Here is a 24,560-nt window from a genome sequence, read left to right as displayed (position 1 = left end):
CACATCCGCATCGCCCCCGGTCGGGGGCGGTGTGATCAGTCGCGGAAGGAGCAGACCGCGGCGCTCGTTTGAGGGGCTGGAAGCGCTTTTGTCAATGTCACGTACGTCTCCTTTAGGGGGTAGGGTCGGAGGCGGTCGGGGACATCCCATACAGCTCGCCGGTAACTGCGCCGGCGTACCAACGAGGAGATCGGTTCGTGACGATCCGCGTAGGCATCAACGGATTCGGCCGCATTGGTCGTAACTACTTCCGCGCGCTCCTGGAGCAGGGTGCGGACATCGAGATCGTCGGTGTCAACGACCTGACCGACAACGCCACCCTGGTCCACCTGCTCAAGTACGACACCATCCTGGGCCGTCTCAAGCAGGACGTCAGCCACACCGACGACACCATCACGGTCGGCAGCCAGACCTTCAAGACGATGGCCGAGCGCGACCCGGCGCAGCTCCCCTGGGGCGAGCTCGGCGCCGACATCGTCATCGAGTCGACCGGCATCTTCACGAAGAAGGCCGACGCCGAGAAGCACCTCCAGGCCGGCGCCAAGAAGGTCCTGATCTCCGCGCCCGCCAAGGACGAGGACATCACGATCGTGATGGGCGTCAACCAGGACAAGTACGACGCGGCCAACCACCACGTCATCTCCAACGCCTCCTGCACCACCAACTGTGTGGCGCCGATGGCGAAGGTTCTGGACGAGAGCTTCGGCATCGTCAAGGGCCTGATGACCACGGTCCACGCGTACACCAACGACCAGCGCATCCTGGACTTCCCGCACAAGGACCTGCGCCGCGCCCGCGCCGCCGCGGAGAACATCATCCCGACCTCGACGGGCGCCGCCAAGGCCACCGCCCTGGTCCTGCCGCAGCTCAAGGGCAAGCTCGACGGCATCGCCATGCGCGTGCCGGTCCCCACCGGCTCGGTCACCGACCTGGTCCTGGAGCTCGACCGTGAGGTCAGCAAGGACGAGATCAACGCCGCCTTCCAGAAGGCCGCCGAGGGCCAGCTCAAGGGCATTCTCGAGTACACCGAGGACCCGATCGTCTCCTCGGACATCGTGAACTTCCCGGCCTCCTGCACCTTCGACTCCTCCCTGACGATGGCGCAGGGCAAGCAGGTCAAGGTCGTCGGCTGGTACGACAACGAGTGGGGCTACTCCAACCGTCTGGTGGACCTGACCACTTTCGTCGGCGGCCAGCTCTGATATTTGGTTGATCCGAGGCACCCAGATGTGAGGACGGGGCTCGTAGGGCGCGATGATGCGCCGTACGGGCCCCGTCCCGTGACCGACCTATGCAACGGAGCCATTGCGCATGAAGACGATCGACGACCTCATCAGCGAAGGCGTCGCAGGCAAGCGGGTCTTTGTCCGCGCCGACCTGAATGTGCCGCTGGAGGGCACCACCATCACCGATGACGGCCGTATCCGCGCCGTCGCCCCGACCGTCGCCAAGCTCGCCGAGGCCGGCGCCAAGGTGATCGTCGCCTCGCACCTGGGCCGTCCCAAGGGCGCCCCGGACCCGGCGTTCTCGCTGGCCCCCGCGGCCGGGCGGCTGGGCGAACTGCTGGGCCGCGAGGTGGCGTTCGCCACCGACACGGTCGGCGAGTCCGCGCAGGCCGTGGCCGCGTCCCTGGCCGACGGCCAGGTGGCCGTGCTGGAGAACCTCCGCTTCAACGCGGGCGAGACCAGCAAGGACGACGCCGAGCGCGGCGCGTTCGCCGACCAGCTCGCCGCCCTGGCGGACCTGTACGTCGGTGACGGCTTCGGCGCCGTGCACCGCAAGCACGCCTCGGTCTACGACCTGCCCAAGCGCCTTCCGCACGCCGCCGGCGATCTGATCGCCACCGAGGTCGGCGTGCTGAAGAAGCTCACCGAGGACGTCAAGCGCCCCTACGCCGTCGTGCTCGGTGGCGCCAAGGTCTCCGACAAGCTCGCCGTCATCGACCAGCTGCTGGAGAAGGCCGACCGCATCCTCGTCGGCGGCGGCATGGCGTACACCTTCCTCAAGGCCAAGGGCCACGAGGTGGGCATCTCGCTGCTCCAGGAGGACCAGGTCCCGGTGTGCCTGGAGTACCTGGCGCGCGCCGAGAAGCGCGGCGTGGAGTTCGTTCTGCCCGTGGACGTCCTTGTTTCGCCCGAATTCCCGGACCTGAAGGGGAAGACGCCGGCCCACCCCACCGTCGTCGCCTCGGACGCCATCCCGGCCGACCAGGAGGGCCTGGACATCGGCCCGAAGACCCGCGAGCTGTACGCCGCGAAGCTCGCCGACGCGGGCACGGTCTTCTGGAACGGCCCGATGGGTGTTTTCGAGCACCCGGATTTCGCGGACGGCACCAAGGCCGTCGCGCAGGGACTGCTGGACTCGCCGGCCTTCACCGTCGTCGGCGGCGGTGACAGTGCCGCCGCGGTCCGGCTGCTGGGCTTCGACGAGAATGCTTTCGGCCACATCTCGACCGGCGGCGGCGCCAGCCTCGAATACCTCGAGGGCAAGACGCTCCCCGGCCTCGCCGCACTGGAGGACTGAACAACCGTGACGGACCGCACTCCGCTGATGGCGGGCAACTGGAAGATGAACCTCAACCACCTCGAGGCCATCGCCCATGTCCAGAAGCTCGCCTTCGCCCTCAACGACAAGGACTTCGACGCCGTAGAGGTCGCCGTCCTGCCGCCCTTCACCGATCTGCGCTCCGTGCAGACCCTGGTCGACGGCGACAAGCTCAAGATCAAGTATGGCGCCCAGGACGTTTCGGCGCACGACTCCGGGGCCTACACCGGCGAGATCTCCGGTGCCATGCTCGCCAAGCTGAAGTGCACGTATGTGGCCATCGGCCACAGCGAGCGCCGCCAGTACCACGGCGAGGACGAAGAGATCTGCAACGCCAAGGTCAAGGCCGCCTTCAAGCACGGCCTGACCCCGATCCTGTGCGTCGGCGAGGGCCTGGACGTCCGCAAGGCGGGCAACCAGGTCGCGCACACCCTCGCCCAGGTCGACGGCGGCCTCAAGGACATCCCGGCCGAGCAGGCCGAAACCCTCGTGATCGCCTACGAGCCGGTCTGGGCCATCGGCACCGGCGAGGTCGCCACCCCCGAGGACGCGCAGGAGGTCTGCGGTGCGATCCGCGGCCGCCTCGCCGAGCTCTACAGCCAGGAGCTGGCCGACAAGGTCCGCATCCAGTACGGCGGCTCGGTCAAGTCCGGCAATGTCGCGGCGATCATGGCGCAGCCGGACGTCGACGGCGCGCTGATCGGCGGCGCGGCGCTGGACGCGGACGAATTCGTCAAGATCGTCCGCTTCCGCGACCAGTAGCAGCTATGACGACGGGCCCGGCCCGTCGTACCCTGTCGGGGCCGGGTCCGGTGTCCACTGCGCCGTCCGGCCCCGCACCATTTTCAACCAGTCCCAGAGAGTTGGTCCAGCCGTGGTCATCGGGTTCTCGATCGCCCTCATCCTCTTCAGCGTGCTGCTGATGATGCTGGTGCTCATGCACAAGGGAAAGGGCGGCGGCCTGTCCGACATGTTCGGCGGCGGTATGCAGTCCTCGGTGGGCGGCTCCTCGGTCGCCGAGCGCAACCTGGACCGCATCACCATTGTGGTCGGTCTGCTGTGGTTCGCGTGCATCGTGGTCCTCGGCGTCCTGATGAAGCTCGGCAACTGACATCCCGTCGGAGGCGCGGCCTATCATTGGGGGCGGCGTCCTTGGGCGGGGTGTAACTCCTGTCACTGGACGCGCGTTGGGCCTTTCATAGACTGGAGCGCCCGCAGCGCAGCTGCTGTTCATGCTTTGCAGCACCATCACGCAGGGAGTTACGACCGTGGCAAGTGGCAACGCGATCCGAGGAAGTCGGGTCGGGGCGGGGCCGATGGGGGAGGCCGAGCGCGGCGAGTCCGCGCCGCGCATCCGCATCTCCTTCTGGTGCTCCAACGGGCACGAGACGCAGCCCAGCTTCGCCGGCGACGCACAGGTCCCGGACACCTGGGACTGCCCGCGCTGTGGTTTTCCGGCCGGCAAGGACCGGGACAGCCCGCCGGACCCGCCGCGCACCGAGCCGTACAAGACCCACCTCGCCTACGTCCGGGAGCGCCGCAGCGACGCCGACGGTGAGGCGATCCTCGCGGAGGCGCTGGCCAAGCTCCGCGGCGAGATCTGACACGCACCGGCAGCCGTAGCACCGGCCCGGCCGGAGGGACGCCCCCTCCGGCCGGGCCGCCGTGCGTTTGCGGGCCGGTCAGCCCGCCGTCCCCCACAGGACAGATGCGTTGTACCCCGCCCTGATCAATTAGGTTGGGTTCCGGCGGGGTGCCGGTATCGAGACGAAGAAGGCTGATGTCCGAGATGAACGCAGAAAGCCGCAGCAGGCTCGACCAGATGCCTGAGTGGACCGCGTTGAACAAGCACCGCGAGCAGCTGGGGGAGGTGCATCTGCGCGAGCTGTTCGACCGCGATCCGGGCCGCGCCGGGCGCTACACCCTCCAGGTCGGGGATCTGTTCCTGGACTACTCCAAGCACCTGGTCACCGATGAGACGCTGCGGCTGCTGGGCGAACTGGCCGAGGCGACGGGCGTCGCCGCGCTGCGCGACGCGATGTTCCGCGGCGAGAAGATCAACGTCACCGAGGGCCGCGCCGTCCTGCACACCGCGCTGCGCGCGCCCGGCTCCGCGGTCGTCGAGGTCGACCGGGAGAACGTGGTCCCGGCCGTGCACGCCGTGCTCACGAAGATGGCGACCTTCGCCGAGCGGGTCCGCTCCGGCGACTGGAAGGGCCACACGGGCAAGCGCATCAAGACCGTCGTCAACATCGGCATCGGCGGCTCGGACCTGGGCCCGGCGATGGCGTACGAGGCGCTGCGCGCCTACACCCACCGGGACATGCAGTTCCGCTTCGTGTCCAATGTGGACGGCGCCGATCTGCACGAGGCCGTACGGGATCTGGACCCGGCCGAGACGCTGTTCATCATCGCGTCCAAGACCTTCACCACCATCGAGACGATCACCAATGCGACCTCGGCGCGCGACTGGCTGCTGACCGGCCTGAGGGCCGGAGAAGAGGCTGTTGCCAAGCACTTCGTGGCGCTGTCGACCAACGCCGAGAAGGTGGCGGAGTTCGGCATCGACACGACCAACATGTTCGAGTTCTGGGACTGGGTCGGCGGCCGATACTCCTACGACTCCGCCATCGGCCTCTCGCTGATGATCGCGATCGGCCCGGAGCACTTCCGCGAGATGCTGGCCGGTTTCCATCTCGTCGACGAGCACTTCCGCACGGCCCCGCCGCAGGAGAACGCCCCGCTACTGCTGGGCCTGCTGGGGATCTGGTACGGCAACTTCTGGGACGCGCAGTCGCATGCGGTGCTGCCCTACAGCCACTACCTCTCCCGGTTCACCGCGTACTTGCAGCAGCTGGACATGGAGTCGAACGGCAAGTCCGTGGACCGCGACGGCAATCCGGTCGGCTGGGAGACCGGTCCGGTCGTCTGGGGTACGCCCGGGACGAACGGCCAGCACGCCTACTACCAGCTGCTGCACCAGGGCACCAAGATGATCCCGGCCGACTTCCTCGGCTTCGCCGAGCCGGTCGCCGATCTCCAGCCGGGCCTGGTGGCCCAGCACGATCTGCTGATGGCCAATCTCTTCGCCCAGACCCAGGCGCTGGCCTTCGGCAAGACGCCCGAGGAGGTACGGGCCGAGGGCGTGGCCGAGGACCTGGTCCCGCACAAGACCTTCCGCGGCAACCACCCCACCACCACGATCCTGGCCACCGAGCTCAGCCCGTCCGTGCTGGGCCAGTTGATCGCGCTCTACGAGCACAAGGTGTTCGTCCAGGGCGCGGTGTGGAACATCGACTCCTTCGACCAGTGGGGCGTCGAACTGGGCAAGGTCCTCGCCAAGCGGGTCGAACCGGCGCTGACGGAAGGGGCCGAGGTGCCGGGACTGGACGCGTCGACTGCCGGGCTGGTCGCCAAGTACCGGGCGCTGCGCGGGCGTTGAGTGAACGACCGAGGGCTCCCGTACCGGGAAGGTACGGGAGCCCTCGTCGTGTGAGGCGGTGTGCTCAGGCCGAAGCCGGCGGATACAGGTCCCGCGGCAGCTGCGCCGCGGCGGCCTCGTCCAGGAGCCACAGGGTGCGGCTGCGGCCGCGGGCGCCCGCGGCCGGGGCCTGGACCTCGCCCGCGCCGGAGAGGGCGATGGCGGCGGCATTGGCCTTGTCCTCGCCGGCCGCCAGCAGCCACACCTCCCGGGCCGCGCGGATCGCCGGCAGGGTCAGCGAGACGCGGGTGGGCGGCGGTTTGGGCGCGCCGTGCACGCCGACGACCGTGCGCTCCTGCTCGTAGACGCCGGGCAGCTCCGGGAAGAGCGAGGCGACATGGGTGTCCGGGCCGACGCCCAGCAGCAGGACGTCGAAGGACGGCACCGCGGCGTGGTCCTCGGGACCGGCCGCGGCGGCCAGTTCGAGGGCGTATTCCTCGGCCGCCGCGTCCGCGTCGTTGCCGAACCGGCCGCCGGCCGGCTCCATCGGGTGCACCCGCGCCGGGGCCAGCGGCACGCTGTCCAGCAGCGCCGCTCGGGCCTGCGTCTCGTTGCGCTCCGGGTCGCCCGCCGGCAGGAAGCGCTCATCGCCCCACCACAGGTCCAGCCGGTGCCAGTCCACCGCATCGCGCGCGGGCGAGGCGGCGAGGGCGGCGAGCAGGCCGTTGCCGTTGCGGCCGCCGGTGAGGACGACCGAGGCGGAGCCGCGGGCGGCCTGGGCATCGACGATCTTGGTGATCAGCCGGGCCGCGGCGGCCTTGGCCATCAGCTCCTTGTCGCGATGGACCACGACCTGCGGAGCGCTCACTTGGCGGCCGCCTTCTTGCCCGGCGCCTTCTTCGCCGCGGGCTTGGCCGGGGCCTCGTCCGGGGCTGCGTCCGGGGCCGCGGACGGCTCCGGTGCGGCGGGCCGTGCGCCGTCCTCGGCGAGCTTGTCCACGCCGTACTCGAGCGCGGCGGCGTAGATGTCGTCCGGGTCGAGACGGCGCAGCTCCTCGGCGAGCAGCTCGGAGGTCTCCCGCCGCTTGAGCGCCACCGCCCGGTCGGGCTGGCCGCGCATGGAGAGCGTGGCCAGCGAACCGTCGGGGCGGTCCAGCACGATCGTGCCGCCGCTGGACTCCATCCGTACGGCGGTCAGCCCGGGGCCGGCCGACACCTTGCGGGTGACCGGGACGTTCAGCCGGCTGGCGAGCCACATGGCCAGCAGCTCGCAGCTGGGGTTGAACTCCTCGCCCTCGACCTCGGCCGAGGAGACCGTGCACGGCGCCTGGTCCAGCGCCGCCGCGAGCATCGAGCGCCAGGGGGTGATGCGGGTCCAGGACAGGTCGGTGTCGCCGGGGGTGTAGGTCGCGGCGCGTCCGGACAGTTCCTGGACGGGCTGCTCGGCGGCGTAGGCGTCGGTGACCCTGCGCTGCGCCAGCGCGCCCAGCGGGTCCTTGGCCGGGTCCAGCGGGGCGTTGACCGCCCACCAGACCACCACCGGGGCGTCCGGCAGCAGCAGCGGCAGCACCACGGACTGGGCGTGGTCGATGGCCTCGCCGTACAGCCGCAGCACCACCGTCTCGCCGGTGCCCGCGTCCGTGCCGACCCGGACCTCGGCGTCGAGGCGGGCCTTGGCGCGGTCGCGCGGCGAGCGGCTGACCCGCTTGATGACGACGAGGGTGCGCGAGGGGTGCTCGCGGGATGCCTCGTTGGCCGCCTTGAGGGCGTCGTAGGCGTTCTCCTCGTCGGTGACGATGACGAGGGTGAGCACCATGCCGATGGCCGGGGTGCCCACCGCGCGACGGCCCTCCACCAGCGCCTTGTTGATTTTGCTGGCCGTGGTTTCCGTCAGATCTATTTTCATGGCCGACGCCAGCTCCGTCCGTCTCGTGCGAGCATTTCGTCCGCCTCGGCCGGGCCCCAGGTGCCCGCCGGGTACTGCGCGGGCCTGCCGTTCCTGTCCCAGTACTCCTCGATGGGGTCGAGGATCCGCCAGGACTGCTCGACCTCCTCCAGCCGCGGGAAGAGGTTGGCGTCGCCCAGCAGGACGTCCAGGATCAGCCGCTCGTACGCCTCGGGGCTGGACTCGGTGAAGGACTCGCCGTAGGCGAAGTCCATCGACACGTCCCGGACCTCCATCGAGGTGCCGGGCACCTTGGAGCCGAAGCGGACCGTGACGCCCTCGTCCGGCTGGACGCGGATGACCAGCGCGTTCTGGCCCAGCTCCTCCGTCGCCGTGTGGTCGAAGGGGGAGTGCGGGGCGCGCTGGAAGACCACCGCGATCTCGGTGACCCGGCGGCCCAGCCGCTTGCCGGTGCGCAGGTAGAACGGGACGCCCGCCCAGCGGCGGTTGTCGACCTGGAGCTTGATGGCGGCGTAGGTGTCGGTCTTCGACTTGGGGTCGATGCCGTCTTCCTGGAGATAGCCGACGGCCTGCTCGCCGCCCTGCCAGCCCTCGGTGTACTGCGCGCGGACGGTCTCCCGGCCGAGGTCCTTGGGCAGCCGTACGGCGCCGAGCACCTTGGTCTTCTCGGCGACCAGCGCGTCCGCGTCGAAGGAGGAGGGCTCCTCCATGGCGGTCAGCGCGAGCAGCTGGAGAAGGTGGTTCTGGATGACGTCACGGGCGGCGCCGATGCCGTCGTAGTAGCCGGCCCGGCCGCCGATGCCGATGTCCTCGGCCATGGTGATCTGGACATGGTCGACGAACGAACGGTTCCACAGCGGTTCGAACATCGTGTTGGCGAAGCGCAGCGCCAGGATGTTCTGGACCGTCTCCTTGCCCAGGTAGTGGTCGATCCGGAAGACCTCGTGGGGCGGGAAGACCTCGTGGACGATGCGGTTGAGCTCCTGGGCGCTTTCGAGGTTGTGCCCGAAGGGCTTCTCGATGACCGCGCGGCGCCAGGAGTCCTCCTTCTGATCCGCCAGTCCGTGCTTCTTGAGCTGCTGGACGACCTTGGGGAAGAACTTCGGCGGTACGGAGAGGTAGAACGCGAAGTTGCCGCCGGTCCCCTGGGCCTTGTCCAGCTCTTCTATCGTCGCCTTGAGCGTCTCGAAGGCCTCGTCGTCGTCGAAGTTGCCCTGCACGAAGCGGCAGCCCTGGACCAGCTGTTGCCAGACCTCCTCGCGGAACGGTGTCCGCGAGTGCTGCTTGACCGCCTCGTAGACCTCCTGCGCGAAGTCCTCGTTCTCCCACTCGCGGCGGGCGAAGCCGATGAGCGAGAAGCCCGGCGGCAGCAGACCGCGGTTGGCCAGGTCGTAGACCGCAGGCATCAGCTTTTTACGGGACAAATCGCCCGTGACGCCGAAGATGACCAGGCCCGACGGCCCCGCGATACGCGGGAGCCGCCGGTCCAGTGCGTCACGCAGCGGATTGCTGCTGGACATCAGCCCTCCGAGGGAGCGAGGCGCTTGAGTTCCGCCTCCGTGGACTTGAGGAGGTCGTTCCAGGCCGTCTCGAACTTGTCGACGCCCTCGTCTTCCAGGAGCTGGACGACCTCGTCGTAGGAGATCCCCAGCCCGGCCACCGCGTCGAGCTCGGCGCGGGCCGCCTGGTAGGTGCCGCGCACCGTGTCGCCGGTGATCTCACCGCGCGCCGCGGTGGCCTCCAGCGTGGCCTCCGGCATGGTGTTGACCGTGCCCGGGGCGACCAGCTCGTCGACGTACAGCGTGTCCTTGTAGGCCGGGTCCTTGACGCCGGTCGAGGCCCACAGCGGACGCTGCTTGTTGGCGCCGGCCTTGTCCAGCGCGGCCCAGCGGTCCGAGGAGAAGACCTCCTCGAACGCCTGGTACGCCAGGCGGGCGTTGGCCAGCGCGGCCTTGCCCTTGAGGGCCTTGGCCTCGTCCGTGCCGATGACCTCCAGGCGCTTGTCGATCTCGGTGTCCACACGGGAGACGAAGAACGAGGCGACCGAACGGATCAGGGACACGTCCAGGCCCGCGGCCTTGGCCTTCTCCAGGCCCGCGAGGTAGGCGTCCATCACCTCGCGGTAGCGCTCCAGCGAGAAGATCAGCGTGACGTTGACGCTGATGCCCAGGCCGATCACCTCGGTGATGGCCGGCAGACCCGCCTTGGTGGCCGGGATCTTGATCAGGGTGTTGGGGCGGTCCACCAGCCAGGCCAGCTGCTTGGCCTCGGCGATGGTCGCCGCGGTGTTGTGGGCCAGGCGCGGGTCGACCTCGATGGAGACCCGGCCGTCCTGGCCGCCGGTGGCGTCGAAGACCGGCCGCAGGATGTCGGCGGCGTCGCGGACGTCCGCCGTGGTGATCATGCGGATGGCTTCCTCGACGGTGACCTTGCGGGCCGCGAGGTCGGCGACCTGCTGGTCGTAGCCGTGGCCGTCCGAGATCGCCTTCTGGAAGATCGACGGGTTGGTGGTGACACCGACGACGTGCTGCTGGTCGATCAGCTCGGCGAGATTGCCGGACGTGATGCGCTGGCGCGACAGGTCGTCCAGCCAGATCGCGACGCCTTCATCGGAGAGGCGCTTGAGTGCGTCTGTCATGGGTTAAGCATCTCCTACTTGTCGTATACGGGCGTCAGCGCGCGGCGGCTTCCAGCGATTCCCGGGCGGCGGCCGCGACCGCGTCGGCGGTGAAGCCGAACTCGCGGAAGAGGACCTTGCCGTCGGCCGAGGCACCGAAGTGCTCCAGCGAGACGATGCGCCCGGCGTCCCCGACGTAGCGGTGCCAGGTCAGGCCGATGCCGGCTTCCACGGCGACCCGGGCCCTGACGGACGGCGGCAGCACGCTGTCGCGGTAGGCCTGGTCCTGCTCCTCGAACCACTCGACCGACGGCATCGACACGACCCGCGTCGCGATGCCCGCGGCCTGGAGCTGCTCGCGCGCCTCGACGGCGAGCTGCACCTCGGAGCCGGTGCCGATCAGGACGACCTGCGGCTCGACGGCCTTGCCGTCCGTCTCCGCGTCGAACAGGACGTAACCACCCTTGGCCGTGGCCTCGTTGGCGGGGTAGGTCGGCACGCCCTGACGGGTGAGCGCGAGGCCGTGCGGGGCCCCCACGCCGTACTTCTTCGTCCAGCGCCGAAGGATCTCGCGCCAGGCGAGGGCGGTCTCGTTGGCGTCGGCCGGGCGCACGATGTTCAGGCCCGGGATGGCGCGCAGCGAGGCCAGGTGCTCGACCGGCTGGTGGGTCGGGCCGTCCTCGCCCAGACCGACGGAGTCGTGCGTCCACACGTACGTCACCGGCAGGTGCATCAGCGCGGACAGCCGGACGGCGTTGCGCATGTAGTCGGAGAACACCAGGAAGGTGCCGCCGTAGATGCGGGTGTTGCCGTGCAGCGCGATGCCGTTCATCTCCGCGGCCATGGAGTGCTCGCGGATACCGAAGTGGATCGTGCGGCCGTAGGGGTCGGCCTCCGGCAGCGGGTTGCCCGCCGGCAGGAACGACGACGTCTTGTCGATCGTGGTGTTGTTGGAGCCGGCGAGGTCGGCCGAGCCGCCCCACAGCTCGGGGATGACCGCGCCCAGGGCCTGGAGCACCTTGCCGGAGGCGGCGCGGGTGGCGAGCGCCTTGCCGGTCTCGAACGCCGGGAGGTGCTCCTCCCAGCCCTCGGGCAGCTCGCCCGCGGCGATCCGGTCGAAGTCGGCGGCGCGCTGCGCATTGGCCGTGCGCCAGGCGGCGAAGGACTTCTCCCACTCCTTCTTGGCGTCCCGGCCGCGGTCCAGGGCACCGCGGGTGTGCGCCAGCACCGCCTCGGCGACCTCGAAGTCCTGCTCGGGGTCGAAGCCCAGCACCCGCTTGGTGGCGGCGACCTCCTCGGCACCCAGCGCCGAGCCGTGCGCGGCCTCGGTGTTCTGGGCGTTGGGGGCCGGCCAGGCGATGATCGAGCGGATGGCGATGAAGGACGGACGCTCGGTCTCGGCCTTGGCGGCTTCCAGGGCGCGGAAGAGCGCCTCGGGGTCGAGGTCGCCGTCCTCCTTGGGCTCCACCCGCTGGACGTGCCAGCCGTACGCCTCGTAGCGCTTGCAGGTGTCCTCGGAGATCGCGGTCTCGGTGTCGCCCTCGATCGAGATGTGGTTGTCGTCCCACAGCAGGATCAGATTGCCGAGCTTCTGGTGGCCGGCCATCGAGGACGCCTCGGCGGAGATGCCCTCCTGGAGGCAGCCGTCGCCGGCGATCGCGAAGATGTGGTGGTCGAACGGCGAGGTGCCGGGCGCCGCCTCGGGGTCGAACAGGCCGCGCTCGTAGCGGGCCGCCATCGCCATGCCCACGGCGTTGGCGACGCCCTGGCCCAGCGGGCCGGTGGTGGTCTCCACGCCGGTGGTGTGGCCGTACTCCGGGTGGCCCGGGGTCTTCGAGCCCCAGGTGCGGAACGCCTTGAGGTCGTCCAGCTCCAGGCCGTAGCCGGCCAGGTAGAGCTGGATGTAGAGGGTCAGGCTGGAGTGGCCCGCGGAGAGGACGAACCGGTCACGGCCGGTCCAGTCCGCGTCCGCCGGGTCGTGCCGCATCATCTTCTGGAAGAGGACATAGGCGGCGGGAGCCAGGCTCATGGCCGTACCCGGATGGCCGTTACCGACCTTCTGCACGGAATCCATGGCCAGGACGCGGACGGTGTCCACGGCCCGCTGGTCCACATCGGTCCACTCGAAATCTGTGGTCGGCTTGGTGCTCACCCTGAGTCAGGGCTCCTCTCCACATGTCGAACGCCGGGACGGTATGTCGGCGGCGGTGCTGCCGAGCCTACCCCCGCCGGTGCGTGCGCCTTTTCGACGCTCAGTCGGCGTTTTCGGCGCTCAGTCTGTGCTCAGTCGGTGGCGTCGGCGCTCAGTCGTCGGGCGGTGTCGAAAGGACTCGTCGCTCTGCACAGCCAAGTCGGGACTTCGAGTGTTCCCGACCGGGATGCGGTCCTGGGCACGGGCCATACGACCAGACTGACGGGCGGCGGTCCCGTTCGCCTCCTGAACCCCGGGCGAACGTCCGGGGAAAGGTCCCTTTTCCGGTGTCCCCTCCCGTGACAGAGGCGGGCCAACACGACCCCACCCCCGCGAAGGGCAAGGTATGGGCAACGTCTAGAGTGGCGTGGTACGCGCGAGTCGTTGCCGGGACTTCACATTCAAGTGGTCTGCTTCGGGGGCTCGCTGGAGTCTCTGTCAGGGGTGTGCGTGACGGCCGTCGAATCCCGTCCAGCGGGAGCGCTGACGAGCAGCAGCCGGGGCCGACGGCCGTTCGGTGCCCGAGTCAAGGCGTTCGTGGCGCTGACCAAACCGCGGATCATCGAGCTTCTGCTCATCACCACGGTTCCGGTGATGTTCCTCGCCCAGCAGGGCGTGCCCGATCTGAAGCTGGTGCTGATCACCTGCATCGGCGGTTACCTCTCCGCGGGCGGCGCGAACGCGCTGAACATGTGGTACGACCGCGACATCGATGCCCTCATGGAGCGCACGTCGCAGCGGCCGCTGGTCACCGGCATGGTGAGCCCGACCGAATGCCTGGTCTTCGGCATCTCGCTCGCGGTGGTCTCCACCCTGCTGTTCGGCTTCGCGGTCAACTGGCTGTCGGCCTGGCTGTCCCTGGGCGCGCTGCTCTTCTACGTGGTCGTCTACACGATGATCCTCAAGCGGCGGACGTCGCAGAACATCGTGTGGGGCGGCATCGCCGGGTGCCTGCCCGTCCTCATCGGCTGGTCGTCGGTCACCGACTCCATGTCGTGGGCGCCGGTCATCCTCTTCCTGGTCATGTTCTTCTGGACGCCGCCGCACTACTGGCCGCTGTCGATGAAGGTGAAGGACGACTATGCGCGGGTGGGCGTGCCGATGCTGCCGGTCATCGCCTCGAACAAGGTGGTCGCGCGGCAGATCGTCCTCTACAGCTGGGTGATGGTCGGGGTCTCGCTGCTGCTGACGCCGCTCGGCTACACCGGCTGGTTCTACACGGCGGTCGCGCTGCTCGCGGGCGGCTTCTGGCTGTGGGAGGCGCACGGTCTCCAGAACCGCGCCAGGGCCGAGGTCACCGGCGCGAAGCTCAAGGAGATGCGGCTGTTCCACTGGTCCATCACCTATGTCTCGCTGCTGTTCGTGGCCGTCGCGGTGGACCCGTTCCTGCGCTGAGCATCACGTTCCCGGGCCGTGTCCGAACCCTTCCTCAGGTGATTACCGGCGGGTAGCATGCTGTCCATGGCAGACACCCAGCAAGCGGACGAGGCGGCCGAGCCGGTGGCGACGGCGGCCGGCAAGAGCGGGGACCGGCGGGCGGCCCGGCTGGCCCGGCAGATCCGTGCCTTCGCCGCCTCCCACGGCGGCAGCGCCGAGGGCCAGCTCGCCCACATCGGCCGCGGCCGCACCCGGATCGCCCTGGTCGGCGCCAACGGCGAGTGGGGAAACCTCGTCGCGGACAGCTTCGACCAGGCCAAGGACGCCGCGGCACAGGCGGGCCTGACCCTCCACGACGACTTCGACGGCGACCTCGCCGCCAAGGTCCGTACCGGCCGCTACGAGTGGACCCGGATGGCGGGCCTCCAGCTCGGCGGCCCGGCCAACGCCGGCGCCTGACGCCGTACGGCTGCCGTGCGCCGGAGCGCACGCCGCGCGAGCACAGCCCGCTACCTCACCACCCCCTTGCCCGTTAAGCCCACTGGGCGCGACGTCTCGTTCGCGTCCGGCGGGCTCTTGGGTAGGAGGAGCGGATGGACGGCCTTCCCTCCCCGGTGGATCAGTCACCGCTCATCGATCAGCACAGCCACGGCGCGGTCCACGGCGAACTGGGCCTCGGCTCCTTCGAGGCCCACCTGGCCGCCGCCACCGGCGCCCACGGCCCCGCCCCCGCGGGCACCAGCTACTTCGACAGCTGGACGGGCCTGGCACTGCGCCGCTGGTGCCCCCCGCTGCTCGGCCTCGAACCGCACTGCCCGCCCGCCCGCTATCTGGCCCGCCGCCGCGAGCTCGGCGCCTTCCGCGCCGGCCGGATGCTGCTGCGCGGCGCCGGTATCGGCACCTTTCTGCTGGAGGCCGGCACCCCCAGCGATCTGACCTCGGCCACCGAACTGGCCACCGCCGCCGAGGCCCGCGCCCACGAGGTCGTCCGGCTCGAAGCCCTCGCCGAACAGGTCGCCGACACCTCCGGCAGCGTCGACTCCTTCATCGGCTACACCGCCGAGGCCCTCTACGCCGCCGCCCAGCACGCCACCGCCTTCGCCTCCGGCGCCGCCTACTGCGACGGCCACGCACCCCCGGCCGGCGAGGTGCGGCGTGCCGCCGACCGCTGGCTGCGCGGCCGCCGCCCCGGACAGCGGCTCGCCGAGCCCGCCCTCGCCCGCCATCTGCTGTGGAGCGCCATGGCCACCGGGCTGCCCGTACAGCTGCACTGCCCCGACCCGCAGCCGCTGGCGGGCTTTTTGCGCGCCACGGCCGGTATCGGGGCGGATGTCGTCCTGCTGCCCGGCGCGCCGCACCACCGCCGCGCGGCCCAGCTCGCCGCCGTCCACGCCCATGTCTACGCCGACACCGGTCCGCGCCCCGAGGAGACCCTCGGGCACGCGCCGTTCGGCAAGCTGCTGTTCTCCTCGGGGGCGCGCGGGCTGCCGGAGCTCTACGTCACCGGGGCGCGGCTGTTCGTACGGGGCCTGGAGCGGGTCGTACGGGAGTGGACCGAGGAGGGGATGTGCGGCCCCGGCGAGGGGCGGCGGATCGCGCAGATGATCGGCGCCGGGACGGCGCGGCGGGTCTACCGGCTTCCGGCGGCGACCGGCTGAGCCGCCTCGGACTTCTCGGCGGGCTCCTCGGGGCCCGCCGGGAGCGGGCCGCGGTCGCGCAGCGACAGGGCGAGCCGCAGCGCGCAGATCCACACCAGGGTCGAGCCCAGCATGTGGAACCCGATGACGATCTCGGGCAGGCCCATGAAGTACTGGACGTAGCCGATGACGCCCTGGAGGGCGAGGCAGGCGAACAGCTCCCCGACCATCCGGCGGGGCGCCGCCGGGGCCTTGACGGCGCGCAGGGTGAACCACAGGGCGGCGGTCAGGCCGACGACGATGTAGACGAAGTCGACGTGCAGCTGGGTGATCTCCTGCCAGTTCACCGGAATGCGGTGGACCTTGTGCGCATCGCCCGCGTGCGGACCCGCGCCGGTGACGACGGTGCCGATGACGGTGAGCGCGCCGGTCGCTGCGACCAGCAGCCAGGCCAGCTGCCGCACCGGGCGGGCGACCAGGTCGCGCGGTTCCTCGTCGCCCTCGCTTGCCCGCTTCCAGCTCAGTACGGCGACCGTGAGGAGGGCCGTGGCGGCGAGGAAGTGCGCGCCCACGATGTAGGGGTTCAGGCCGGACAGGACCGTGATGCCGCCGATGACGGCGTTGCTCATGACGAGCCAGAACTGTCCCCAGGCGAGCCGGGTCAGCCCGCGGCGCCGCGGGTGGCGGGCGCGGGCGGCGATGATGAACACGCCGACGACCACGCACAGCACGTCCGTCAGCATGCGGTTGCTGAACTCGATGATGCCGTTGATGCCCATCGCCGCGGTCGGCGTCAGGCTGTCCGGGGTGCACTTGGGCCAGGTCGAGCAGCCCAGTCCGGACTGGGTGAGCCGGACGGCGCCGCCCGTGACGACGATGATCACGGCCATGACGACGGTGGCCAGCGCGGCCCGTCGCACGAAGGCGGCGGACGGCTGCCAGCGGCGGGCGATCAGCTCGAGGGGATTCAGCGTGTTCGGCACGGGTGCCATCGTAGGCGGCGGCTTGTGCGTGTTTTCACGAGGGGGGCGGTTGCGTACGTATCCCCTCCCACGGGAAGAACTTCGCCTACTCCCAGCGGAAGAACGCCGCCGCCGCGCCCAGCCCCAGGACCGCCCACGCGCCCAGGATGCCCAGGTCGGCCAGGGGGAGCCCGGCGCCGTGCTGGAGGACGCCCCGCAGCCCGTCCGACAGGGCCGCGATCGGCAGCAGCCCGAGGACGGTCTGCACCGCCTCCGGGAACTTCGTCAGCGGGACGATCACCCCGCCGCCCACCAGGAGCAGCAGGAAGACCAGGTTGGCCGCGGCGAGGGTGGCCTCCGCCTTGAGAGTGCCGGCCATCAGGAGACCCAGACCGGAGAAGGCGGCGGTGCCCAGGAGGAGCAGCAGCCCCACCCAGAGGGGGTTGCCGTGCGGGGACCAGCCCAGCGCGAGGGCGACCGCGGTCAGCAGGGCCACCTGGAGGACCTCGGTGACCAGCACCGCGCAGGTCTTGGCGGTCATCAGCCCCCAGCGCGGCAGCGGCGAGACGGCCAGCCGCTTGAGGACGCCGTAGCGCCGCTCGAAGCCGGTGGCGATGGCCTGGCCGGTGAAGGCGGTGGACAGCACGGCGAGCGCGAGGATGCCGGGCGCCAGGAAGTCGACGGCCGGTCCCGAGCCGGTGTCGACGATGTCGACGGCGGAGAACAGCACCAGCAGCAGGGTCGGAATGACGACGGTCAGCAGCAGCTGCTCGCCGTTGCGCAGCAGCATCCTGGTTTCCAGCGCCGCCTGCGCGCGGATCATCCGGGGCAGCGGGGCGGCACCGGGGCGCGGGGCGAACGTCCCGGTGGCGGCCGCGGGGTCGGCCTCGATGGCGGTCATACGCGCAGCTCCTTACCGGTGAGCTCCAAGAAGACGTCCTCCAGGGTGTGCCGCTCGACGGCTATCGCATCGGGCATCACGCCGTTCTGCGCGCACCAGGAGGCGACGGTGGCCAGGAGCTGCGGGCCGACGGTGCCGGTGACGCGGTAGGTGCCCGGCGCCGGCTCGGTCGCGGTGCTGTCCTGGGGCAGCGCCTTGAGGAGGGAGGCGAGGTCCAGCCCCGGGCGGCCGGTGAAGCGCAGGCTGTTCTCCGCCCCGCCGCGGCACAGCTCCTCGGGGCTGCCCTGGGCGATGACCCGGCCGCCGTCGATGATCGCGACATCGTCGGCCAGCTGCTCGGCCTCGTCCATGAAGTGCGTGGTCAGCACGATGCCGACGCCGTCGGAGCGCAGTTCCCGTACGAGGTCCCAGGTGGCGCGCCGGGCCTGCGGGTCCAGGCCGGCGGTGGGCTCGTCGAGGAAGACCAGCTCGGGGCGGCCGACGACGGCCATGGCCAGCGCGAGCCGCTGCTGCTGGCCGCCCGAGAGCCGCCGGTAGGGCGTACGGCCGCAGCCGCCCAGGCCCAGGCGCTCGATCAGCAGGCCGGTATCGAGGGGATGGGCGTGCAGGGTGGCGGTGTGCCGCAGCATCTCCTCGGCCCGGGCGCCCGCGTAGACGCCGCCCGACTGGAGCATCACGCCGATCCGGGGGCGCAGCGCCGCGGCGTCGGAGACGGGGTCCAGGCCCAGGACGCGGACGGTGCCCCCGTCCGGGTGCAGATAGCCCTCGCAGGTCTCCACGGTGGTGGTCTTGCCGGCGCCGTTGGGGCCGAGCACGGCGGTCACCGTGCCGCGCGCGACGGTCAGGTCGAGCCCGTCCACGGCGGTCTTGGTCCCGTATCGCTTGACCAGGCCGACGACCTCGACGGCAGGCTCGGTACGCATGGCGGGCAGTTTACGGAGCGCGGCCGGACGGGGGACGGGCGGGGCTCGGCTTCGGCCACCGAGGGGCTGGAATCCGTCGAGGGCGCTGGAATTAGGTGACCCTTAGTGATAGAGGCCACCAGTCCGTGATCCGGACATGGGTTGAATCGCTCTGAGGAATTACGCAACAATGGCGTTGTGAAAAAGCCGAGCGAGGATCGGGTAGCGCCCGCGGTCGAGCCGACCGCCGGGCCGGCTGACTCCGCGCACGGGCGCACGGCGCAGCCGAAGGCGTCCCCGCCCGCCCCGTCGGTGCACGACGAGGGTCAGGGGACCCGCAATCGCGTCGCCCGTTCCATTCTCGACCACGGTCCGTCCACCGCGGCCGAGCTGGCGTTGCGCCTGGAGCTCACCCAGGCGGCGGTGCGCCGCCATCTGGATGCGCTGGTCGCCGAGGGCGTCGTCGAGCCCCGCGAGAAGCGGATCTACGGTGCGCGCGGCCGCGGCCGCCCCGCCAAGTCCTTCGCGCTGACCGACTGCGGCCGGGACGCCTTCGACCAGGCCTACGACCAGCTCGCCACCGACGCGCTGCGCTGGATCGCGCAGAGCGCGGGCGGCGGGGCGATGGGCGAGGCGGCGGTCGCCGCGTTCGCCCGCGCCCGGTTCGCGGCCCAGGCCCAGGGCTACCGCGCGGCGGTCGAGGCCGCCGGCCCCGAGGGCCGTACCGAGGCCCTGGCGGAGGCGTTGACCGCGGACGGGTACGCTGCTACGGCGCGCAGCGCCCCCAACCCCCAGCTCGGTGAACAGCTCTGCCAGCACCACTGCCCGGTCGCCCATGTGGCCGAGCAGTACCCGCAGCTGTGCGAGGCGGAGACCGAAGTCTTCTCCCGATTGCTCGGGACCCACGTACAGCGCCTTGCCACCATCGCCCACGGCGACGGGGTGTGCACGACCTTCGTCCCGAAGGCCGGTGCCGGCAAGGCGGCTCACCCCACCGGTGGGCGCACCACACAGACCACCACAGCATCTGCACGCACGGCCGGGAGGAACCCCGCATGACGCTCCCCACGGAGACTGCTCACCCTGAGCTCGAGGGTCTGGGCAACTACGAATACGGCTGGGCCGACTCCGACGTGGCCGGCGCTTCGGCGAAGCGCGGCCTCTCCGAGGACGTCGTCCGGGACATCTCGGCGAAGAAGAACGAGCCGGAGTGGATGCTCAAGCTCCGCCTCAAGGGCCTGAAGCTGTTCGACAAGAAGCCCATGCCGCAGTGGGGCTCGGACCTGTCGGGCATCGACTTCGACAACATCAAGTACTTCGTCCGCTCCACCGAGCAGCAGGCCGCCTCCTGGGAGGAGCTGCCCGAGGACATCAAGAACACCTACGACAAGCTGGGCATCCCCGAGGCGGAGAAGCAGCGCCTGGTCGCCGGCGTCGCCGCCCAGTACGAGTCGGAGGTCGTCTACCACCAGATCCGCGAGGACCTGGAGGAGCAGGGCGTCATCTTCCTGGACACCGACACCGCGCTCAAGGAGCACCCGGAGCTCTTCCAGGAGTACTTCGGCACGGTCATCCCGGTCGGTGACAACAAGTTCGCGTCGCTGAACACCGCGGTGTGGTCCGGCGGCTCGTTCATCTACGTCCCCAAGGGTGTCCACGTCGACATCCCGCTCCAGGCCTACTTCCGGATCAACACCGAGAACATGGGCCAGTTCGAGCGGACGCTGATCATCGTCGACGAGGACGCCTACGTCCACTACGTCGAGGGCTGCACCGCGCCGATCTACAAGTCGGACTCGCTGCACTCCGCGGTGGTCGAGATCATCGTCAAGAAGGGCGGCCGCTGCCGCTACACGACCATCCAGAACTGGTCGAACAACGTCTACAACCTGGTCACCAAGCGCGCCGTCGCCTACGAGGGCGCGACCATGGAGTGGGTCGACGGCAACCTCGGCTCCAAGGTGACGATGAAGTACCCGGCCGTCTACCTGATGGGCGAGCACGCCAAGGGCGAGACCCTCTCGATCGCCTTCGCGGGCGAGGGCCAGCACCAGGACGCCGGCTCCAAGATGGTCCACATGGCGCCGAACACCTCCTCCAACATCGTCTCCAAGTCGGTGGCGCGAGGCGGCGGCCGCACCTCCTACCGCGGTCTGGTCGAGATCGGCGAGGGCGCCGCGGGCTCCAAGTCCAACGTGCTGTGCGACGCCCTGCTGGTGGACACCATCTCCCGCTCGGACACCTACCCCTACGTCGACGTCCGCGAGGACGACGTCTCCATGGGCCACGAGGCGACGGTCTCCAAGGTCAGCGAGGACCAGCTCTTCTACCTGATGGCCCGCGGCCTGACGGAGTTCGAGGCCATGGCCATGATCGTGCGCGGCTTCGTCGAGCCGATCGCCCGTGAGCTGCCGATGGAGTACGCCCTGGAGCTGAACCGGCTGATCGAGCTGCAGATGGAAGGCGCGGTCGGCTGACGGCCACGGCACACTCAACGACCGACGCGGCGGCCGTCCTGCGGGCAGGCCGCGGACCGCAACCAGAAAGCGAGCATCACGACAGCCATGGCTGAGGCTCAGAACATCCCCTCGGGTTCCACGACCACCGGCTCCATTGCGGTGGCCGCGGAGTCCACCGTCGCCACCAGGATGAGCGCCCCGCCGTCCTACGACGTGGCGGACTTCCCGGTGCCGCACGGCCGCGAGGAGGAGTGGCGCTTCACGCCGCTCGCGCGCCTGAAGGGGCTGCACGACGGCAGCGCCGCGGCCGGCGGTCCCGACCTGAAGATCGACATCTCCGCGCCCGAGGGCGTCACCCACGAGCTGGTCGACCGCGCCGACCCCCGCGTCGGCAAGGCCGGCAAGCCGGTCGACCGCGTCGCCGCGCAGGCGTACAGCACCTTCGAGAAGGCGTCGGTCGTCACGGTCCCCAAGGAGACCGTGCTGACCGAGCCGATCCGCATCGCCGTGCACGGCGAGGGCGGCACCGCCTTCGGCCACCAGGTCATCGAGCTCGGTGCCTTCGCCGAAGCGGTCGTCGTCATCGACCACACCGGTGACGCGGTGCTCGCCGCCAACGTCGACTTCCTCCTCGGCGACGGCGCCAAGCTGACCGTCGTCTCCGTCCAGGACTGGGACGAGACCGCCGTCCACACCGGGCAGCACAACGCCCTGGTCGGCCGGGACGCCACCTTCAAGTCCGTCGTCGTCACCTTCGGCGGCGACCTCGTCCGCCTCCACCCGCGCGTGACGTACTCGGGCCCGGGCGGTGAGGCCGAGTTCTACGGCCTGTACTTCACCGAGCAGGGCCAGCACCACGAGCACCGCCTCTTCGTCGACCACGAGGCGGCCAACTGCCGCTCCAACGTCGTCTACAAGGGCGCGCTCCAGGGCGAGGACGCCCACGCCGTCTGGATTGGCGACGTCCTCATCCGGGCCTCGGCCACCGGTACGGACACCTACGAGCTCAACCGCAACCTCGTCCTGACCGACGGCGCGCGGGTCGACTCGGTGCCCAACCTGGAGATCGAGACCGGCGAGATCGTCGGCGCCGGCCATGCCTCGGCCACCGGCCGCTTCGACGACGAGCAGCTCTTCTACCTGATGGCCCGCGGCATCCCGGCCGACGAGGCCCGTCGGCTGGTCGTGCGCGGCTTCTTCGCCGAGCTGGTCCAGCAGATCGGCCTCCCGGACGTCGAAGAGCGCCTGATGAGCAAGATCGAGGCCGAGCTGGAAGCGTCCGCGGTATGAGCTACGTACGCGCAGCGGCGCTCAGCGAGCTGGAGGAGGACACCCCCAAGCGGGTCGAGATCGACGGCACCCCCGTCTCCCTCGTCCGCACGGAGGGCGAGGTGTTCGCCATCAACGACATCTGCTCGCACGCCAATGTCTCCCTCTCGGAGGGCGAGGTCGAGGACTGCTCGATCGAATGCTGGCTGCACGGTTCGAGCTTCGACCTGCGCACCGGCAAGCCCAGCGGCCTTCCCGCGACGCGCCCCGTCCCCGTATACCCCGTAAAGATCGAAGGGGACGACGTGCTCGTCTCCGTCACCCAGGAGTCCTGAGTCACCCATGGCAACGCTTGAGATCCACGACCTGCACGTCTCCGTCGAGGCCGAGAACGGCCAGCGCGAGATCCTGAAGGGCGTCGACCTGACCGTGAAGCAGGGCGAGACGCACGCCATCATGGGCCCCAACGGCTCCGGCAAGTCGACCCTCGCCTACTCCCTCGCGGGTCACCCCAAGTACACGATCACCGGCGGCACCGTCACCCTCGACGGCGAGGACGTCCTGGAGATGTCCGTCGACGAGCGCGCCCGCGCCGGCGTCTTCCTCGCCATGCAGTACCCGGTCGAGGTCCCCGGCGTCTCCGTCTCCAACTTCCTGCGCACCTCCGCGACCGCCATCCGCGGCGAGGCCCCCAAGCTGCGGCTGTGGGTCAAGGAGGTCAAGGAGGCCATGGAGCGCCTGCACATGGACCCCGCCTTCGCCGAGCGCAACGTCAACGAGGGCTTCTCCGGCGGTGAGAAGAAGCGCCACGAGATCCTCCAGCTGGAGCTGCTCAAGCCCGCCATCGCGATCCTCGACGAGACCGACTCCGGCCTCGACGTCGACGCGCTGCGCATCGTCTCCGAGGGCGTCAACCGCGTCCGCGAGACCGGTCAGGTCGGCACCCTGCTGATCACCCACTACACGCGCATCCTGCGCTACATCAAGCCCGACCACGTCCACGTCTTCGCCGACGGCCGGATCGCCGAGTCCGGCGGCGCCGAGCTCGCCGACAAGCTCGAGGCCGAGGGCTACGAGGCATACACGAAGGGTGGCGCAACCGCGTGACACAGCTGCCGGGCCTCCTCGACACCGAGGCGATCCGTAAGGACTTCCCCCTTCTGGACCGCCAGATCCACGACGGGAAGAAGGTCGTCTACCTGGACAACGCGGCGACTTCGCAGAAGCCGCGCCAGGTCCTGGACGCCCTGAACGCCTACTACGAACGGCATAACGCCAACGTCCACCGCGGCGTGCACGTGCTCGCCGAGGAGGCCACGGCGCTGTACGAAGGCGCCCGTGACAAGGTCGCGACCTTCATCAACGCGCCGAGCCGCGACGAGGTGATCTTCACCAAGAACGCCTCGGAGTCGCTCAACCTCGTGGCCAACATGCTCGGTTGGGCCGACGAGCCCTACCGCGTGGACCGCGAGACCGAGATCGTCATCACGGAGATGGAGCACCACTCCAACATCGTCCCGTGGCAGCTGCTCGCGCAGCGCACCGGCGCGAAGCTGAAGTGGTTCGGCATCACCGACGACGGCCGCCTCGACCTGTCCAACATCGACGAGATCATCACGGAGCAGACGAAGATTGTCTCCTTCACGCTGGTCTCCAACATCATGGGCACCATCAACCCGGTAGAGACGATCGTCCGGCGGGCCCAGGAGGTCGGCGCGCTGGTCTGCATCGACGCCTCCCAGGCCGCCCCGCACATGGTGCTGGACGTCCAGGCGCTCCAGGCCGACTTCGTCGCCTTCACCGGCCATAAGATGTGCGGCCCGACCGGCATCGGCGTCCTGTGGGGCCGCCAGGAGCTGCTGGAGGACCTTCCGCCGTTCCTCGGCGGCGGCGAAATGATCGAGACGGTGTCCATGCACTCCTCGACCTACGCCCCCGCCCCGCACAAGTTCGAGGCCGGTACGCCCCCGATCGCCCAGGCCGTCGGCCTCGGCGCGGCCGTGGACTACCTCACCGCGATCGGTATGGACAAGATCGCCGCGCATGAGCACGCGATCACCGAGTACGCCGTCAAGCGGCTGCTGGAGGTCCCCGACCTGCGCATCGTCGGCCCCAGCACGGCCGAGGACCGCGGGGCGACGATCTCCTTCACCCTCGGCGACATCCACCCGCACGACGTCGGCCAGGTGCTGGACGAGCAGGGCATCGCGGTCCGGGTGGGTCACCACTGCGCGCGTCCGGTCTGCCTGCGCTACGGAATTCCTGCGACCACGCGAGCGTCGTTCTATCTGTACTCCACCCCCGCCGAGGTCGACGCCTTGGTCGAGGGCCTGGAGCACGTCCGCAACTTTTTCGGTTAATCAAGCACAGCGGAT

The 24,560-nt window shown here is 70.1% G+C and carries 23 protein-coding genes; 15 read left to right on the top strand and 8 right to left on the bottom strand.

The window, feature by feature from the left end; genetic code table 11:
* Nucleotides 1–197: 197 nt before the first annotated feature.
* The 6 genes from gap (at nucleotide 198) to pgi (ending at nucleotide 5,986) form a co-directional block, all read left to right on the top strand.
* Complete coding sequence (gap, locus tag B1H19_RS11675) at nucleotides 198–1,202, top strand: type I glyceraldehyde-3-phosphate dehydrogenase (RefSeq protein ID WP_083104554.1); 1,005 nt, start codon at nucleotides 198–200, stop codon at nucleotides 1,200–1,202.
* Between the two features lie 109 nt (nucleotides 1,203–1,311).
* A complete protein-coding gene (locus B1H19_RS11670) occupies nucleotides 1,312–2,523 on the top strand; it encodes a phosphoglycerate kinase (RefSeq protein ID WP_083104553.1) in 1,212 nt (403 codons plus the stop codon).
* Nucleotides 2,524–2,529: 6 nt separating this feature from the next.
* On the top strand, nucleotides 2,530–3,306 hold the full coding sequence (gene tpiA, locus B1H19_RS11665) for a triose-phosphate isomerase (protein WP_083104552.1): 777 nt from the start codon (nucleotides 2,530–2,532) through the stop codon (nucleotides 3,304–3,306).
* A 112-nt stretch (nucleotides 3,307–3,418) separates the two neighbouring features.
* A complete protein-coding gene (secG, locus tag B1H19_RS11660; RefSeq protein ID WP_107425946.1) occupies nucleotides 3,419–3,655 on the top strand; it encodes a preprotein translocase subunit SecG in 237 nt (78 codons plus the stop codon).
* A gap of 157 nt (nucleotides 3,656–3,812) precedes the next feature.
* Entirely contained in the window at nucleotides 3,813–4,148 is a 336-nt protein-coding gene (locus B1H19_RS11655; RefSeq protein WP_016578660.1) for an RNA polymerase-binding protein RbpA, read from the top strand.
* Between the two features lie 185 nt (nucleotides 4,149–4,333).
* A complete protein-coding gene (pgi, locus tag B1H19_RS11650) occupies nucleotides 4,334–5,986 on the top strand; it encodes a glucose-6-phosphate isomerase (RefSeq protein ID WP_083109555.1) in 1,653 nt (550 codons plus the stop codon).
* Nucleotides 5,987–6,050: 64 nt separating this feature from the next.
* Here the strand turns inward: pgi and pgl are convergent, their stop codons facing one another.
* The 5 genes from pgl to tkt are packed head-to-tail and all read right to left on the bottom strand — an operon-like array spanning nucleotide 6,051 to nucleotide 12,639.
* The gene (gene pgl, locus B1H19_RS11645) at nucleotides 6,051–6,833 is read right to left on the bottom strand and encodes a 6-phosphogluconolactonase (protein WP_083104550.1); all 783 of its coding nucleotides are present in this window, start codon (nucleotides 6,831–6,833) and stop codon (nucleotides 6,051–6,053) included.
* Nucleotides 6,830–7,870, bottom strand: a complete 1,041-nt coding sequence (gene opcA / locus B1H19_RS11640) for a glucose-6-phosphate dehydrogenase assembly protein OpcA (protein ID WP_083104549.1) — start codon at nucleotides 7,868–7,870, stop codon at nucleotides 6,830–6,832. The genes pgl and opcA overlap by 4 nt, the downstream gene beginning before the upstream one ends.
* Nucleotides 7,867–9,390, bottom strand: coding sequence for a glucose-6-phosphate dehydrogenase (gene zwf / locus B1H19_RS11635; protein ID WP_083104548.1), 1,524 nt, complete (start codon nucleotides 9,388–9,390; stop codon nucleotides 7,867–7,869). Before zwf ends, opcA begins: the two co-directional genes overlap by 4 nt.
* Nucleotides 9,390–10,508 carry a transaldolase gene (gene tal / locus B1H19_RS11630; protein WP_083104547.1) on the bottom strand — a complete coding sequence of 373 codons (1,119 nt, stop codon included), beginning with the start codon at nucleotides 10,506–10,508 and terminating at the stop codon, nucleotides 9,390–9,392. Before tal ends, zwf begins: the two co-directional genes overlap by 1 nt.
* Before the next feature lie 34 nt (nucleotides 10,509–10,542).
* Nucleotides 10,543–12,639, bottom strand: coding sequence for a transketolase (tkt, locus tag B1H19_RS11625; protein WP_083104546.1), 2,097 nt, complete (start codon nucleotides 12,637–12,639; stop codon nucleotides 10,543–10,545).
* Between the two features lie 576 nt (nucleotides 12,640–13,215).
* On the opposite strand from tkt, the gene B1H19_RS11620 reads away from it, so the two are divergent.
* The 3 genes from B1H19_RS11620 (at nucleotide 13,216) to B1H19_RS11610 (ending at nucleotide 15,713) form a co-directional block, all read left to right on the top strand.
* Entirely contained in the window at nucleotides 13,216–14,073 is an 858-nt protein-coding gene (locus tag B1H19_RS11620; RefSeq protein ID WP_237289805.1) for a heme o synthase, read from the top strand.
* Nucleotides 14,074–14,130: 57 nt separating this feature from the next.
* Nucleotides 14,131–14,514, top strand: coding sequence for a hypothetical protein (locus B1H19_RS11615; protein WP_083104545.1), 384 nt, complete (start codon nucleotides 14,131–14,133; stop codon nucleotides 14,512–14,514).
* Nucleotides 14,515–14,648: 134 nt separating this feature from the next.
* On the top strand, nucleotides 14,649–15,713 hold the full coding sequence (locus B1H19_RS11610) for an amidohydrolase (RefSeq protein ID WP_083104544.1): 1,065 nt from the start codon (nucleotides 14,649–14,651) through the stop codon (nucleotides 15,711–15,713).
* Here the strand turns inward: B1H19_RS11610 and B1H19_RS11605 are convergent.
* From B1H19_RS11605 to B1H19_RS11595, 3 genes are all read right to left on the bottom strand, one after another.
* Nucleotides 15,686–16,675, bottom strand: a complete 990-nt coding sequence (locus B1H19_RS11605) for a COX15/CtaA family protein (RefSeq protein ID WP_083109553.1) — start codon at nucleotides 16,673–16,675, stop codon at nucleotides 15,686–15,688. The genes B1H19_RS11610 and B1H19_RS11605 overlap by 28 nt on opposite strands.
* Before the next feature lie 85 nt (nucleotides 16,676–16,760).
* Nucleotides 16,761–17,555: an ABC transporter permease gene (locus B1H19_RS11600; protein ID WP_083104543.1), complete on the bottom strand. Its 795-nt coding sequence runs from the start codon at nucleotides 17,553–17,555 to the stop codon at nucleotides 16,761–16,763.
* Nucleotides 17,552–18,478 (bottom strand): ABC transporter ATP-binding protein, encoded by a 927-nt coding sequence (locus B1H19_RS11595; protein ID WP_083104542.1) that lies wholly within the window; start codon nucleotides 18,476–18,478, stop codon nucleotides 17,552–17,554. Before B1H19_RS11595 ends, B1H19_RS11600 begins: the two co-directional genes overlap by 4 nt.
* A 177-nt stretch (nucleotides 18,479–18,655) precedes the next feature.
* On the opposite strand from B1H19_RS11595, the gene B1H19_RS11590 reads away from it, so the two are divergent.
* The 6 genes from B1H19_RS11590 (at nucleotide 18,656) to B1H19_RS11565 (ending at nucleotide 24,545) form a co-directional block, all read left to right on the top strand.
* Nucleotides 18,656–19,516 (top strand): helix-turn-helix transcriptional regulator, encoded by an 861-nt coding sequence (locus B1H19_RS11590; RefSeq protein ID WP_083104541.1) that lies wholly within the window; start codon nucleotides 18,656–18,658, stop codon nucleotides 19,514–19,516.
* On the top strand, nucleotides 19,513–20,934 hold the full coding sequence (gene sufB, locus B1H19_RS11585; RefSeq protein WP_083104540.1) for a Fe-S cluster assembly protein SufB: 1,422 nt from the start codon (nucleotides 19,513–19,515) through the stop codon (nucleotides 20,932–20,934). The genes B1H19_RS11590 and sufB overlap by 4 nt, the downstream gene beginning before the upstream one ends.
* An 87-nt stretch (nucleotides 20,935–21,021) precedes the next feature.
* Nucleotides 21,022–22,206, top strand: a complete 1,185-nt coding sequence (gene sufD, locus B1H19_RS11580) for a Fe-S cluster assembly protein SufD (protein ID WP_083104539.1) — start codon at nucleotides 21,022–21,024, stop codon at nucleotides 22,204–22,206.
* Nucleotides 22,203–22,520 (top strand): non-heme iron oxygenase ferredoxin subunit, encoded by a 318-nt coding sequence (locus B1H19_RS11575; RefSeq protein WP_083104538.1) that lies wholly within the window; start codon nucleotides 22,203–22,205, stop codon nucleotides 22,518–22,520. Before sufD ends, B1H19_RS11575 begins: the two co-directional genes overlap by 4 nt.
* Nucleotides 22,521–22,527: 7 nt before the next feature.
* Nucleotides 22,528–23,292, top strand: coding sequence for a Fe-S cluster assembly ATPase SufC (gene sufC / locus B1H19_RS11570; protein WP_083104537.1), 765 nt, complete (start codon nucleotides 22,528–22,530; stop codon nucleotides 23,290–23,292).
* Entirely contained in the window at nucleotides 23,289–24,545 is a 1,257-nt protein-coding gene (locus tag B1H19_RS11565; RefSeq protein WP_083104536.1) for a cysteine desulfurase, read from the top strand. Before sufC ends, B1H19_RS11565 begins: the two co-directional genes overlap by 4 nt.
* Nucleotides 24,546–24,560: the final 15 nt, after the last annotated feature.

Source organism: Streptomyces gilvosporeus (genome assembly GCF_002082195.1).
GTDB classification, from domain to species: Bacteria; Actinomycetota; Actinomycetes; order Streptomycetales; family Streptomycetaceae; genus Streptomyces; species Streptomyces gilvosporeus.
The sequence above is the reverse complement of the archived record's forward strand: the minus strand, read 5'-3'. Positions and strand labels throughout refer to the sequence as shown.